Origin of the sequence: Thioalkalivibrio sp. (genome assembly GCF_041690275.1) — a bacterium.
Taxonomy (GTDB): Bacteria; Pseudomonadota; Gammaproteobacteria; order Ectothiorhodospirales; family Ectothiorhodospiraceae; genus Thioalkalivibrio.
Genome location: NZ_JAWLHP010000012.1, coordinates 40,698 through 55,438, shown reverse-complemented (window position 1 = coordinate 55,438; position 14,741 = coordinate 40,698). Strand labels below are relative to the sequence as shown.

The window sequence follows — 14,741 nt, the reverse complement described above, 5'->3', positions numbered from 1 at the left end:
GCAAATGAAAAAGGCACCCGTAGGTGCCTGTTTTCACTGCTGTGTTGGTGGAGACGGCGGGAATCGAACCCGCGTCCGCAAGACCTCCGCCCTCGGCTCTACATGCTTATCCGCGTCTTTGCTTTAACTGATGGCTACCCGACGGGCAGGGACAACCAACAGCGATCCCGGTTGAGTTTTAGTGGATCCACCCCGGGAGAGCTTCACCACGATCCTGCGAGATCGACGCCCGGGTCTGGACGCGCAGGCGCGGCTCCAGTCGGACGGCACCCTACCGGGTTTTAAGCGGCGAGTGCGTAGTTGTCGTCGTTGGCAACTATTGGTTTGCAGCCGTTTTTACGAGGTCAGCTACAGCCTCGGCATGCACCTAAGGTTTCGTGACCCGCGTCGAAGCCATGTCGTCCCCTAAGTATCGAGTGAGACAGTGTAACCGAATACGGGTTCCGTGCCATCGGCAATGAGTCCGGCTTCGGTACAATGGCGCCTGTTTCAGGACCGCGGGGACCACCGATGCAAGTTTTCGAGGGAGGCCGGGCCTTGTCGCCCTTCCGGATCCGGCGACACGAGGCGCAGTTGCAGGAACGTGTCCCCGGGACTGTCCGGCTCGCGGCCCGCTTCGTGTATTTCGTGGACACCCGCCGGAGGCTCACGGGCGACGAGGCGCAGCGGCTGGAGACCCTCCTGCTCGGTGAGGGAGCGCCCTGGACCGGAACCGGCCTGGAACAGCCGGGCACGCTGTTCGTGATTCCCCGCCTGGGCACGATCAGTCCGTGGTCCTCCAAGGCGACGGAGATCGTGTGGCACGCCGGACTGGAATCCGTGGTCCGGCGCGTGGAACGGGGCATCCAGTGGTTCGTGGAGGGGATTGCGGAGCGCCAGGTCCCGTTGAACGTGTTTTCCGCGCCGCTGCACGACCGGATGACCGAGACGGTGGTGGCCGAGGCGGCAGAGGCGGCTGCGCTGTTTCGGGAGGAAAGTCCGCGGCCGCTTGAGCGGGTCGCGCTGGAGCCGGGCCCGGTCGCGGCATTGCAGGCCGCCAACCTCGAGCTGGGTCTGGCGCTGTCGGCCGACGAGATCGAGTATCTTGCCGACGCCTACGCCGCCATCGGCCGGCCACCGTCCGACGCCGAGTTGATGATGTTCGCTCAGGCCAACTCTGAGCATTGCCGGCACAAGATATTCAACGCCGGATGGGTGCTCGATGGAGCGGCCGAGCAGCAGACCCTGTTTGGCATGATCCGCCACAGCTTCAACCAGCATCCGGAGGGCGTCTTGTCCGCCTACTGCGACAATGCCTCGGTGATCGAGGGGCATCGTGGCATTCGTCTGGTGCCCGACGGCGATTCCGGTGCGTATCGAAGGCTGGAACTCGACCTGCCCATCCTGATGAAGGTGGAGACCCACAATCACCCGACGGCGATCTCGCCCTTTCCCGGTGCCGCGACCGGTTCCGGCGGCGAGATCCGCGATGAAGGCGCCACCGGCCGCGGCTCGAAACCCAAGGCCGGCCTGACTGGATTCACTGTCTCGAACCTGCGCATTCCCGAATTCCCGCAGCCCTGGGAGCTGGACTTCGGCAGGCCGGGCCGGATCGAGAGCGCGCTCGGCATCATGATCGACGGTCCGATCGGTGCCGCGGCCTTCAACAACGAGTTCGGCCGGCCGGCACTGTGCGGCTATTTCCGCACGCTGGAACTGGAGACGGGTCCGGCGGAGGGCCGGACGCTGTTCGGCTACCACAAGCCGATCATGATCGCGGGAGGGGTGGGCTCGATCCGACGCGAGCACGTGCACAAGGAGCCGTTGCCGTCGGGAACCCCGATCATCGTGCTTGGCGGCCCGGCAATGCTCATAGGCCTTGGCGGGGGCGCGGCGTCCTCGATGGCGAGCGGCACCAGCGCCGAGCAACTGGATTTTGCGTCGGTGCAGCGCGGAAACCCCGAGATGGAGCGGCGCTGCCAGGAGGTGATCGACCGCTGTACCGCGCTGGGTGAGGACAATCCCATTCTGTCGATCCACGACGTGGGGGCGGGCGGGTTGTCCAACGCGATCCCGGAGATCCTCAACGATGCCGGGCGGGGCGGGCATATCGAGCTGCGCGATGTGCCGTCGGCGGAGCCCGGCCTGTCGCCGCTGGAATTGTGGTGCAACGAGGCACAGGAACGCTATGTGCTGGCGATCTCCGCAGACCGTCTGGAGACCTTCGCCGCGATCGCCGAGCGGGAACGGGCCCCGTTTGCGGTGGTCGGCGAGGCCACCGGGGAGACCCGTCTCCGGGTCGATGACGCGCTGCTGGGCACGCCGGCGGTGGATCTGCCGATGTCCGTCCTGCTCGGGAAGACGCCGCGCATGACCCGCTCGGACGAACGGCAGCCCGCGCAGACCCGGGCACTCGCGCTCCCGTCGGACATCGAGGCCGCACTCGCGCGCGTGCTGCGGTTGCCCAGTGTGGCGGCCAAGCACTTTCTGATCACCATCGGCGACCGGACCGTGGGCGGCCTGACCGCGCGGGATCAGATGGTCGGTCCCTGGCAGGTCCCGGTCGCCGATTGCGCGGTCACGCTTACGGACTTCGACTCGTACACGGGCGAGGCCATGGCCATGGGCGAGCGCTCCCCTGTTGCGATGCTGTCCGCTCCGGCCTCGGGCCGTATGGCCGTGGGCGAGGTCGTGACGAACCTGGCCGGAGCCGATATCGCCGATACGGCGCGGATCCGGCTCTCGGCGAACTGGATGGCCGCGGCGGGCGTTCGCGGGCAGGACGCGGCCCTGTTCGACACAGTGCGTGCGGTGGGGGAGGAGCTTTGCCCGCACCTGGGCATCAGCATCCCCGTGGGCAAGGACTCCCTCTCGATGCGGACGGTGTGGGAAGAGCCCGGCGGGCGCCGCGAAATGATCGCTCCGGTGTCGCTGATCGTCTCCGGCTTTGCCCCGGTGAGTGATGCCCGCAGAACGCTGACTCCGCTCCCGGACACCCGCGCCCGCGGCCCGCTCTGGCTGGTGGACCTCGGCGAGGGATTGTGCAGGCTGGGCGGGTCGGCATTGGCTCAGGTCTTCGGGGAGGTGGGTGACCATCCGCCGGACGTCGTCAGCCCCGAGCGGCTGCGAGGCTTTTTCGGGGTGATTCAGCATCTCAAGGCCCGTGGCCTGATCACCGCCTACCACGACCGATCCGACGGCGGGTTGATCGTCACCCTGCTGGAGATGGGCTTCGCCGGGCGCTGCGGACTCGAGATCATCGTGCCGGATGCGGTTGATCCGGTGGCGTGGCTGTTCAACGAGGAACTCGGTGCGGTGTTGCAGGTGGTGCCGGGCGCCGAATCCGCGGTGCGCGAGGCCTTCTCGGCGCTCGGGCTTGCCGATCACCTGCACCCGGTCGCCGCGCTGGATCCCTCCGGCGGGGTCCGGATCGAGCAGGGCGGCCGGCCACTCTTCGCGTCGGATCGTGCCGGCCTGCAACGGCAATGGCAGGAGACCAGCTTTCATATGCAGCGGCTGCGCGACGAGCCGGGATGCGCGCGCGAGGAGCTGGAACGGGTGGACACGGACGGCGGACTGCTGGCCGATCTGCGCTTCGATCCCGACGACGACGTGGCGGCTCCGTACATCGCCGGCGGGAACCGGCCGCGTGTCGCGATCCTGCGCGAGCAGGGAGTGAATGGTCAGGCCGAGATGGCGGCGGCCTTCGAGCGTGCCGGGTTCGAGCCGGTGGACGTGCACATGACCGATCTGCTCGCCGGTCGGCAGGACCTGTCCCGGTTCCGGGGACTGGCCGCCTGCGGGGGGTTTTCCTACGGCGACGTGCTCGGCGCCGGCGGGGGCTGGGCGAAGACCATCCTCTTCAACAGCGCGCTGCGCGACCAGTTCCAGGCCTTCTTCGAGCGTTCCGACAGCTTCGCGCTTGGCGTCTGCAATGGTTGCCAGATGCTGTCGCATCTCGCTCCACTGATTCCCGGTACCGAACACTGGCCGCGCTTCGTGCGCAACCGCTCCGAGCAGTTCGAGGCGCGTTTCGCGCTCGTGCGGATCGAGGACAGCCCGTCGGTTCTGCTCAGCGGCATGGCGGGTTCGGTACTGCCGGTGGCCGTGTCGCACGGGGAGGGCAGGGCACACTTTGCGGACCCGGAGGGCCTGGAGGCGGTGCAACGCGCGCGACAGGTGGCCCTGCGCTACGTGGAGGCCAATGGCGCACCGGCCCAGGCCTATCCAGCCAATCCGAACGGCTCACCGGTGGGCGTCACCGGTCTCGCCAGCGCCGACGGCCGGGTAACGGTGATGATGCCGCACCCGGAACGCGTGTTCCGGACCGTGCAGAATTCCTGGCACCCACCCGACTGGGGCGAAGACGGTCCCTGGCTGCGGCTCTTCCGTAATGCCCGGGTCTGGACGGGGTGACTGCAGTAGCCGCATCCTGGCTCGCGTGCCGTTGCACTGTCGAGTCTGAAAACTCTCGTATAAACAGATGGAAAATGGTCACTTTTCATGCAAAAGATGCGCATCTTGATGGTCTGCATGGGCAACATCTGCCGATCGCCAATGGCCCAGGGGGTGTTTGCGAAGCGGGTGCGTGATGCGGGTCTCGAACACGTGATCCAGGTGGATTCCGCAGGCACCCACGGCTACCACGTGGATGAACCCCCCGACCGCAGGGCCCAGCTCACGTCACGCTCCCGCGGCTACGAGCTGGGTGACCTGCGGGCCCGGCGCCTGGAGGAACAGGACTTTCGCGAGTTCGACTACATACTGGTGATGGACGAGGACAATCTCAGCCATGCGCGGGCGCTGGAGCCGGAAGACGGCAGGGCACGCCTGCATCGGTTCCTCGAGTTCGCCGGGGCCCGGCGCGAGCGTGAGGTGCCCGATCCCTATTACGGGGGCGCTCAGGGCTTTGAAAAGGTGCTGGACCTGATCGAGGACGCGGCGGACGGTTTCCTGTCACACCTGAGGGCGCGGCACCGGTTCTGAATCGTTCGGGGTCCGGCCGGGGCGCCCCGGCCGGGCGGTGCGGAGCCATGCTGCAAGGCCGGTACCCGATTGCATCCGCAAGCACGCCCGCCCCCGCGGTGGGCAGGTCCGGAATCGGGTGGCCATTCCGGTACCTGCCCACTGTGCTCCGGCGTGTCGGCAGTCCTCCGCGGGCATCCAACGTCCCGCGCGGCGCATCGGGGGAGGACCTACTTTTCCTCGTTCATTTCGACGACCGATTCGGTCGTCGCGTCCGAGCCCTTCTCCTGTTTCGAACTGCGGCTGCGGCGCGCGGGTCTCTTGCGCGTCGGCTTGTCGGCCTCGGCGGCCTCCTCTCCGGCGGGTTGGGTCGCGCCCGCAGCAGGTTCGGTGCGTGCGTCCGGCGCTGTCCCCGGCTCGGTGCCGGCGTCATCGGCCGCCGGTGTTGTCTTGTTCGCCGTGGAACGGGGCTTGCGGGCCCGGCGTGGACGTCGGGATTTTGCCTGTGCCGCCTCGTCTTCGTCGGCCGCCTTTGCCGTCACGGACTTCGCGCCTTCCTCGGTCTTCCCTTTCGGCACGTCCTCGGCCGGGGCCGGCTGCTTCGGCGATCCAGCGGACTTCCCCTCTTCCGCAGCGGATGGTTCCGCCGGAGGCGGCGCCTGCCTGGCGGCGGTCGGAGGCGGGGCGGGTACCGCGGCATCGCCGGGCGCAACCGGGGTCACGGGCTCTGAGCCGGTCCCTTGATCGCCGGATTCCGCGGCAGCCGAGGCGGCCATACGGGCCAGGGCCGCACGGGCCTCCCGCTGGCGCCTTTCGGCGGCGTCTTCGGCATCAGCGTCAACCGTGCTCCCTGCATCCTGTGCGGAAGGGGCGGTTTTCTGCGTCGGTGCCTCCGTCGGTGGAGCGGATTCGGCATCCTGACTCACGGGCGCATCCGCGTCCCCCCCGGGCGCGGGCGGCGCAGTATCGTCCTTCCGCGCGGTGGCAGGTGGCGCAGTAGATTCGGATCCGCCCGGGGTGGATGCCGGACGCGGGTCCCGCTCGGCGCCCGCGTCCTGCTCTTCGGTCCTGCGCTCGGATTCCGCCCCCGCGGGACGGTTGCGGTTGCGTCGGCGTCCGCCACGGCGGGAACGCCGGCTGCGGGTACGCGCGCCCTCGTCCCGTGCCTCCTCGTCCGCTTCGGGGTGGGATTTCCCGGCGGCGGCCTTGCCCGCTTCTGCGGGCTTTCCGGTGTCTGGCTTCTCCGTGCTCGGGCGCTCGTCCCGGGCCTTGCCGGTGCCGGCGGCCTTGCGGGTCTTCGTGTCGCCGGACGGCTTCGCCTCCGCCGAGTCCTTGCGCGTACGCTCGCCGCGCCGGCCTCCGCGGCGTCGATCGCCGGATGCCGGTTCGTCGTCGTTGCGCCTGCGTTCACCGCGTGCGGGCCGTCCGACCGGTTTCTTTTTCGAATCGTCCTCGGGCGCTGCAGTCTCCGGCTCCTCCGTTGGCATGCTGCTGGCCGGGAAGAGCGCCGCCCAGATCCGTGCGAAGAACCCCGGCTGTGTCACGGGTTGCGGTATCGGGACCGCGGCACGCGCGGGTGTCGGGCTCGGGGGTGGTGCCGATGCCGGGATGTTCTGCACCAGCGGACGATCAGGGCGCGCCCGCCGCTCCAGTTCCGCGATTTCCTCAGCCGTGTCGGTCTCTTCAACGAACTGATAGGAGCTCTTGCCGGCCAGTTCGTCCTCCTGCCCGTCATCGCGGATCCGCCGCACCGTGTAGTGGGGCGTCAGGAGCTGGTTGCTGGGGAGGATGCTGATGTCCACGTCGTGACGCTCCTCGATGTCGGCCAGGGAATCCCGCTTCTCGTTCAGCAGGAAGGTGCCGACGTCCACCGGTACCTGGGCGAGCACGATGCTGGTTCGCTCCTTCATCGCCTCCTCTTCCACGAGGCGCAGGATGGACAGCGCCAGCGATTCCACGCTGCGGATCTGGCCCTGGCCCTGACAGCGGGGGCAGGTGATGTGGCTGGATTCTCCCAGCGAGGAACGCAGGCGCTGCCGGGACATCTCCAGCAATCCGAAGCGGCTGATCCGGCCCACCTGGACCCGTGCCCGGTCCATCTCAAGGGCCTTGCGCAGCCGCGTCTCCACCTCGCGCTGGTGGCGGTTGGAGCTCATGTCGATGAAGTCGATCACGATCAGACCGCCGAGATCGCGGATGCGCAGCTGGCGGGCGACCTCCTCTGCGGCCTCGAGGTTGGTGTGAAACGCCGTCTCCTCGATGTCGCCCCCCTTGGTCGAGCGCGCCGAGTTCACGTCGATCGAGATCAGCGCCTCGGTGTGATCGATGACCAGCGCGCCACCCGCGGCGAGCCCCACGTTCCGGTCGAACGCGCTCTCGATCTGGCCCTCGATCTGGAAGCGGTTGAACAGCGGCACCGGGTCCGCATAGTGGCGGAGCTTGCGCAGGCTGTTCGGCATCACGCGCTCGACGAACTCCTGTGCCTGGCGATAGACGGTCTCGTCGTCGATCACGACCTCGCCGACGTCGTTGCGCATGTGATCGCGCAGGGCCCGGATGATGACGTTGCTTTCCTGGTGGATCAGCGCCGGGGCCTGCGCCTCGGAGGAGGCCTCGAGGATGGCGGCCCAGAGGGACGTCATGTAGTCGAGGTCCCACTGCAGTTCCTCGGTCGTCCGGCCGACGCCTGCGGTGCGGGCGATCACCCCCATGCCCTCGGGGATCTTCAGGTCCGCCAGTGCCTCGCGCAGTTCGGCGCGGTCCTCCCCCTCGATGCGCCGCGAGACTCCGCCGGCACGGGGATTGTTCGGCATCAGCACAAGGTAGCGTCCGGCGAGGCTGATGTAGGTGGTCAGCGCCGCGCCCTTGTTGCCGCGTTCTTCCTTTTCCACCTGCACCAGCAACTGCTGGCCTTCCTTCAGGAAGTCGCGTATCGGCTTGTCGGTCTCCTCGGGAGCACCGACTGCCGAACGGGCGATCTCCTTGAACGGCAGGAAGCCGTGGCGTTCGGCCCCGAAGTTGACGAAGACCGCCTCGAGGCTTGGTTCTACCCGGGTGATCCGGGCCTTGTAGATGTTGGCCTTCTTGCGTTCGCGAGAGGGAAGTTCGATATCAAGATCGTAGAGGCGCTGGCCATCGACCATCGCCACACGCAGCTCTTCCGGCTGCGTGGCATTGATGAGAATCCGTTTCATGCATTGAACTCGTCTGGGCGTCTCTGCCTTCCGCGAGCGATTGCGCGCGCAGGGCGCTCCGGGATGCGGATGTGGGCGCCAGCGGGGGGCGGGACATGTCCACTGAAGACAGTCGCCCGCCCAGCAGCCAGGCTGGCAACAGGAACAGCGCCAGCAGGTGCTTGCAGGCGCGCTCAGGGAAAAGACAGGACTGGGTTAGAAGAATAGGTATCACGATCGCTTGCAGCGAGGACCGGACGGCCGGTGCGGCCATGCCGGTGTGTGTACGAGGGAAGGCCATTGTCGATAAAGCGCCGTTCCGGCCGACAATCTAGGGCAAAAACGTCTGACTGGCAAGCAAAAAGATTGTTGGTCGAGGGACAGCGGGAGCTTGCCGGTGTCAGTGGTTCCCGGCGGGGGCGGCCCGGATGCGGCTATGCGGGCATGTGCGCAGACGACGCCCGCACGTCCCACTTAGTGGGCGGCACCTGCACCGACGCGGCGCAGCCAGTCGGCCAGCGGTTCCTCCGTGGAGCCGCGCTTGCGCAGCATGTCGACGATCTGCTGCTGCGGGCCAAAGCGGTTCACGTCGATGGAATGCGCCCTGGTTGGACGGGCGTACTCCCTGCGCGGCGCAGACGGCAGCGGCAACGGGCTCTCCCACATCCGGTCGAGTTCATCCGTCTCCATTGCCCAGACGCGCTGGATCTCCGCCATCTCCTCGGAGCTGAGCACCTCGCGGGCGGGTGATGGCACACCGGTCGCGGCGGGCGTTGCGCGAGAAAGGGCCGACTGGCTCGACGGGCCGCCCGGCGCGGGCGCTGGCTCGGGTTGCTGCGGATCCGGGGCAGAGGGAGGGGCGGGAGCCATGCCGGATGTGTCGATCAGCTCGCGCAATCGGGAGAGCATTGCCTCGTTTCCGGGTTCGCTGGCAAGCCGCTCCAGTGATCGTGAGAGGTCGATCGCAGGCTCGCCGCGCCGGTTCCAGTAAGCCTCGGCGATGGAGTCGATCCAGGCCGCGATCGTGGCCGCCTCGGCATCGTTGTCCAGTGCGTCCGCAATCCGTGTGCGCAACCGGTCGAGGACCGTGGCCAGGTCGGCCTCCGGCCCGATCCCGGCGTTTGCCGGGGCGTCGGCCGGTGTCCCTGCCTGCGTCCGGGCCGGATGCGGGCGCCCCGGAAGCGAGCGCAGGCGCCGCATCCAGGACTCGATCGACCCGTCACGGTCGGGCAGGCGGGCGAACGCGCGATCGAGCGCATCAGACAGCCGGAGGAAGGTGCGGGCCGACGGATCGCTGTCGGGTAGCAATGCAACGGGACGCTGCAGCATCGCCGCCGCGCTGAGACTCTCGTCGCGAGGGACGAAGCCGAGCAGCCGCATGCTCGCACCGCTGTGTTCCTGCACGAGGCTGCTGAAGCGGTTGAAGACCTCCCAGGCCTCGTTCTGGTTCGCGACACGGTTGACCAGCACCTGGTAGCTGCCGGGGCGCTCGTTCTCCAGTTGCTGCACCAGTTCGCTTGTGTCGGCGAGACAGGCGGAGTCGGGCGTCAGGACGAGAAGGATCAGGTCCGCGGAGGCGATGAAGGCGGGGGACGCCCCGCCACCGGCGGCCGTGTCCACTAGGAAGCAGTCGCACTGTTCCACCAGGATGGTGAACTCGTCGGTGAGGTGGCGCTCCTGCGCCGGTGTGAACGGGCCGTGGCGTCCGAGTGTTCCGGCCGAGGGGAGAAGCCTGAGGCCATGCTGGCTTTCGAGCATGACCCGGGAGAGCGGGTACTGCTCGAACAGCATCCGCTCCAGCTTGTGCCGCGGCTGCAACCCGAGCAGAAACAGCACGTTTCCGGGGCCGGAATCGAAATCCCAGACGCAGACGCGGCGGTCGGCCTTGGCGAGGGCCAGGCCAAGGTTAACCACGACGCTCGACTTGCCGACACCATCCCTGCCGCTGACGACAGCGACCACGCGCGGGGAGCCGTGTCCCGCGGGAGCCTGCAGTCCTGTATCTGTCGTGGCCATTGCGCCGCCCTGGGCCTGATGATGAAAATCGTCCGGGTGCAGGGCATCCGGGGATCGCGAAAGCTCTATCTCCTCCCCATGAACGCTAGCAGATCGGCCCGCGTTTCGCCACGCGGATCGGACAGACGGTTCCCGGGGCGGGTGCGGGCGGAGCCCATGGCGCGGGCGCGCGGGTGAGGCGGCGTGCGGACCACGCGCGGGGACCGAACTGGGGCGCTTGCGTATATACTTTCCGCGAAATCCATGCGGGCGGGCGGCTCGCGGTGCGCCCGGGGCCGGATGCCGGGGAAGTCCGGACGTGCCCTTCAAGGTCGGGGAGCGTGATGGTTGCGCAACGAAGCTACACCGGTGTTGTTCCGGGTCTGCCCCAGGTACTCCTCGCGATCCTGGAAGGCCTGCAGGGCGCCGGGCCGGAGGAGACGGAGGTGGCGGGCTGGATCCAGCGGGATCCGGGGCTCGCGCTCGAGCTGCTCTGCGCAGCGCATGCGGAACCCGGCGCGCCTTCGGCCGGCTGCCACAGCCTCGAGAGCGCCGTTGCCGCGCTGGGGGAGGATGCGGCGCGCGCGCTGGTCCTTTCCCGTATCTCGCAGCAGTTCTTCGCTCCGCTGCCGCCGGCGGTATTCGACGCGCTGCAGAGGGCCTGGCGATACGCCATGATCGCCGCCGACCTTGCGCAGGTGCTCGCGACCCTGACGCGTTACCGGGATCCCGAACAGGCGCGAATCTGTGGGCTTCTGCTCGGCGTGGGGCCCACCGAGCTTATCGCGCGGCAGCAGCCCGGTTACCTGGCGGCCCTTGACTCGCATCCAGTCACGGAAGAGCTGCTTGAGGCGCAGCGCGACCACTTCGGGACCGACCAGATCGAGCTCGGGATCCGGGCGGCGGAGCGCTGGTGTCCCGGCGGCTTCGCGGTCGATGCGCTGCGCTATCAGCTCGCGTCGACGGAAGAGGTGGGCGATGCCCATCACCTGGTGAAGATCGTGAATCTCGCCGGCGGACTCGCGGCGGGTGCGGCGACCGGCGACGCCGGCGTCGATGCGGCCGGAACGCTGTTCGGCCTGGAGCCGGAACTGACGCGGGCGCTGCGTCAGCGGGTATTCGCCGACGTCGATCGGCTCGCTGGTGCGCTTGGGCTCCCGACCGCCGATGTCGAACCGGATGTGGCGATGTCCGGCGCCTATCGTGCGCTGGGCCAGCGTCTGGATCTTGCCGGGCGATTGACACAGTGCCGGTCGCAATTGCTGGAAGCCCGGGGTCCGGCGGAGATACGGGCCGCGGTGCGGGCGGGGGCCAGGAGCCTGCTGGGTGTCGAACGAAGCCTGCTGTTCACCGCCGACAGCGGCGCCAGCCAGTTGAGCGCCTGGCTCGACGACGACGACCAGCCGACCTTTGTGCTCAGGGTCGCGCCGGGGCGAAGCCTGGTGGCAGACTCGCTGATCGGGGGTGATGCGCGCCGGGGTGAAGGGACGTCCGTGATCGACCGGCAGCTGGCCGGCGTGATGGGGGCCGAGCAACTCTGGTGTCTCCCGCTGGTGCACGGCGCGGCGATGCTCGGTGTCCTGGTCCTGGGACTGGCCCCGGGGTCTGTCGATGCCGGGGGTGACCAGGAAGGTGTGGCCGGGGCGCTTGCTGCGGAGATCGCCGCCGCCTTGTCTGCCCGTGCCACACCTGAAGCAGGGGGCAGGGCCGGCGTTGCGGTGGGCGATCCCGGGGAAAGGGAACGTCTGCGTTTCCGGATATCTACGCCACTGACCGTGATCCACAATCACCTGGAGATGCTGCGGGCCCGGATCGGCAACGAGGCGTCGGCCGGCGACAGCCTGGACCGGATTCGGGCCGAGACGCTGCGCATCCAGGAGGTCCTCGCGGACTCCGGGAACGACATGCCGGCCGCTCCCGCTGGCGTGCCGCTGAACGAGCCGGTGCGGGAGGTGGTGTCCGCACTCGAGTCCAGCCTGCTGGCCCCCGCCGGCATCAGCCTGAGGCTCGATCTCGATCGCCTCGAGCCTCGGGTGACAGTGGCGGCGGGCGACCTGCAGGCGCTGCTGCGCCACGTGCTCCGTCACGCCGGCGAGACGCTGGAACGGGGATCCGAGGTCCTCGTCGCGACCCGGGGCGGGGTGAGCATGAACGGACAGGAGAATGTACAGTTGGAGGTCAGGGACGACGGACCCGGGCTGCCGGACGCGGTCCGCGCCCGGCAGCCCGGGTCCGGACCGGCGGAGTCGGAGTCAGCGTGGGGGGAGCCGGCGCTGGCGCGGGTCCGAGAGCTGACAGAGGCGATGGGGGGCACGATGATCTGTACCAGTGACCGCTCGGGCACCCGGTTTCAATTCCTCTTGCCCGGGAGACCGTCCGAAGCCGAGGCCGACAAGCGGCGGGGGCATGCATGATCGGTTTGGACGACGAAGCCGAACCGCGCTCCGAGGTCCGCATTCTGCTGTCGGATGACGACCCCCGCATGCTCGAGAGCCTGCGCGGGCTTCTGAGCATGCACAAATACCAGGTAGACACCGCACCGGGCGGACGCCAGGCCCTGGAAATGCTCGAGCGGAAGCAGTATGACGTGCTGCTCCTCGACCTGGCGATGCCGGATGTCGATGGTCACGAGGTGATGCGCGGGATGAAGGAGCGCAGGATCACGACCCTGACCATCGTGGTCAGCGGCAATCCCTCGCTCGATGGCATCGCCACCGCGCTGCGGGCGGGTGCCTACGATTACCTGAAGAAGCCCTACATTCCCGAGGAACTGCTGGCGACGGTGAACAACGCGGTGCGCAAGAAGCGGCTGGAGGAGAGCCACAAGGTGATCCAGGTGCGCCTCAACCGCTCGGAACGCCTGCATCGTCTGATCGTGAACCACTCGCCGGATATCGTGTACATCCTCGACGACCAGGGACGCTTCAGTTTCCTGAACGCCACCGTGAGCAAGCTCCTCGGCTACACCCCGGACGAACTCCTGGGCGTGTCCCTGCTCGATGTCATGGAGGAGGACCAGCAGGAAAAGGGACGGTATTTTCTCGAGCAGGCGAAGCATCCCTACGATGAGGTCCGTTCCCTCGAAGTGGCCCTGCGGCCGAAGTTCCGGGGACGCTCGCGCAGGCATTTCGAGCTCGTGATCTGGCCGATGCTGGACGACGAGAACCCCTACCACGATGGCGGCCGCTACCACACCTACGGCACCGCGCGCGATATCACGGAGCGCATGGAGGCCGAGGAGTTCATCAGCTTCCAGGCCTATCATGACCTGCTGACCCGCCTCCCGAACCGCGCGCTGTTCAAGGACCGCTTGAACATCGCGCTGACCCAGGCGGCGCGCGAGGGCCATCAGCTCGCGGTGATGTTCATCGACCTTGACCGATTCAAGGTGATCAACGACTCCCTCGGGCACACGGTCGGTGACCGCCTGCTGCAGGCCGTCAGCGAACGCCTGCTCAACTGCGTGCGCAAGGGCGATACCCTGTCCCGCTTCGGCGGCGACGAGTTCACGCTGCTGCTCCCGGAAGTCCGGGACTGGGAATCCGCGGCACAGGTCGCGGAGAAGATCCTGGCCAGCATCCGTGCACCGTTCAAGCTGGATGGCCACGAGATCTTCGTTGGCGCGAGCATCGGCATCGCAATGTTTCCCTCCGGCGGCGCCAGCATGGACGCGCTGATCAAGAATGCCGACATTGCCATGTACCGCGTGAAGAACACCGGCCGTGACGGATTTCAGCTCTACACCCCCGAAATGGCGGGCGCCACCCAGCGCCTGCAGCTCGAGCAGGAGATGCACCGCGGGTTGGCCCGCGACGAGTTCTTCGTCGTGTACCAGGCCCAGATGCACGCTGAACGCGGTGAGCTGATCGGTGTCGAGGCGCTGGTGCGCTGGCGACATCCCAAGCTCGGCTGCCTCGAGCCAGCCGAATTCATCTCCATCGCGGAGGAGAGCCGCCTGATCATGGAGCTGGACCGCAACACGCTGCAGCGGGCCGCCCGGGAGCTCACTCAGCACCGCCGGCGCTTCGGCAAGGAGCTGCGGCTCTCGGTGAACGTCTCCCCCGTGATGGTCTCGCGCGAGGACTTTGTCGAGGGCGTGCTGGACATACTGCGGCAGGAGGACTTCCCGCCGGGGCTGCTGGAGATCGAGATCACCGAGAACCTGCTGCTCAACGACCGCAAGGACGTGATCGACAAGCTGCACCAGCTGAGCGAAGCCGGCGTCCAGATCGCGATCGACGACTTCGGCACCGGCTACTCCTCACTGAGCTATCTGCAGAAGCTTCCGATCCATACCCTGAAGATCGATCGCAGCTTCACGCAGCACATCAGGAACTGCGAGGAGGGGGCCTGCCTGGTGAACGCCATCGTGGCGATGGCCCAGGGGTTGCACATGGAGATCGTGGTCGAGGGTGTGGAGACCGAGATGCAGCTGGAGTACCTGAGGTCCCTCGGATGCCCGGTGGTCCAGGGCTTTCTCTACGGCCCGCCCGACACGCTGGAGAAGGTCTGGACTCAGGCGACGGGCCGGAGCCGGGAAGCCAGCGCCGCCGGGTTGTGAAGACTCCGCATCAACGATCGATGGCGTGCCGCCGCGTCGGCCGTGCACCGTCGCGGGTTCTTCCCGCG

At 67.8% G+C, this 14,741-nt stretch carries 6 protein-coding genes and 1 other RNA gene; 4 read left to right on the top strand and 3 right to left on the bottom strand.

The features are described 5' to 3' along the window. Positions 1-45 precede the first annotated feature (45 nt). Positions 46-406: a transfer-messenger RNA gene (gene ssrA / locus ACESMN_RS03815) on the bottom strand. Positions 407-510: 104 nt separating this feature from the next. Between ssrA and purL the strand changes: the two genes are divergently transcribed. Continuing rightward, on the top strand, positions 511-4,395 hold the full coding sequence (purL, locus tag ACESMN_RS03810) for a phosphoribosylformylglycinamidine synthase (protein ID WP_373052259.1): 3,885 nt from the start codon (positions 511-513) through the stop codon (positions 4,393-4,395). A gap of 87 nt (positions 4,396-4,482) precedes the next feature. Next, the gene (locus tag ACESMN_RS03805) at positions 4,483-4,965 is read left to right on the top strand and encodes a low molecular weight protein-tyrosine-phosphatase (protein WP_373052258.1); all 483 of its coding nucleotides are present in this window, start codon (positions 4,483-4,485) and stop codon (positions 4,963-4,965) included. A 209-nt stretch (positions 4,966-5,174) separates the two neighbouring features. Here ACESMN_RS03805 and ACESMN_RS03800 read toward each other — a convergent pair whose 3' ends face one another. Both ACESMN_RS03800 and ACESMN_RS03795 read right to left on the bottom strand, forming a co-directional pair. Next, on the bottom strand, positions 5,175-8,138 hold the full coding sequence (locus ACESMN_RS03800; RefSeq protein ID WP_373052257.1) for a ribonuclease E/G: 2,964 nt from the start codon (positions 8,136-8,138) through the stop codon (positions 5,175-5,177). 453 nt (positions 8,139-8,591) lie between these two features. Then, positions 8,592-10,133 carry a MinD/ParA family protein gene (locus ACESMN_RS03795; protein WP_373052256.1) on the bottom strand — a complete coding sequence of 514 codons (1,542 nt, stop codon included), beginning with the start codon at positions 10,131-10,133 and terminating at the stop codon, positions 8,592-8,594. Between the two features lie 323 nt (positions 10,134-10,456). Between ACESMN_RS03795 and ACESMN_RS03790 the strand changes: the two genes are divergently transcribed. Both ACESMN_RS03790 and ACESMN_RS03785 read left to right on the top strand, forming a co-directional pair. After that, positions 10,457-12,526, top strand: a complete 2,070-nt coding sequence (locus ACESMN_RS03790) for an HDOD domain-containing protein (RefSeq protein WP_373052255.1) — start codon at positions 10,457-10,459, stop codon at positions 12,524-12,526. After that, the gene (locus ACESMN_RS03785) at positions 12,523-14,673 is read left to right on the top strand and encodes an EAL domain-containing protein (RefSeq protein ID WP_373052254.1); all 2,151 of its coding nucleotides are present in this window, start codon (positions 12,523-12,525) and stop codon (positions 14,671-14,673) included. The genes ACESMN_RS03790 and ACESMN_RS03785 overlap by 4 nt, the downstream gene beginning before the upstream one ends. Positions 14,674-14,741: the final 68 nt, after the last annotated feature.

Excerpts from the sequence above, each read along its gene's own strand:
- ACESMN_RS03790 (WP_373052255.1), top strand. The coding sequence starts at position 10,457 with ATGGTTGCGCAACGAAGCTACACCGGTGTTGTTCCGGGTCTGCCCCAG.
- ACESMN_RS03800 (WP_373052257.1), bottom strand. The coding sequence starts at position 8,138 with ATGAAACGGATTCTCATCAATGCCACGCAGCCGGAAGAGCTGCGTGTG.
- ACESMN_RS03795 (WP_373052256.1), bottom strand. The coding sequence starts at position 10,133 with ATGGCCACGACAGATACAGGACTGCAGGCTCCCGCGGGACACGGCTCC.
- ACESMN_RS03785 (WP_373052254.1), top strand. The coding sequence starts at position 12,523 with ATGATCGGTTTGGACGACGAAGCCGAACCGCGCTCCGAGGTCCGCATT.
- purL (WP_373052259.1), top strand. The coding sequence starts at position 511 with ATGCAAGTTTTCGAGGGAGGCCGGGCCTTGTCGCCCTTCCGGATCCGG.
- ACESMN_RS03805 (WP_373052258.1), top strand. The coding sequence starts at position 4,483 with ATGCAAAAGATGCGCATCTTGATGGTCTGCATGGGCAACATCTGCCGA.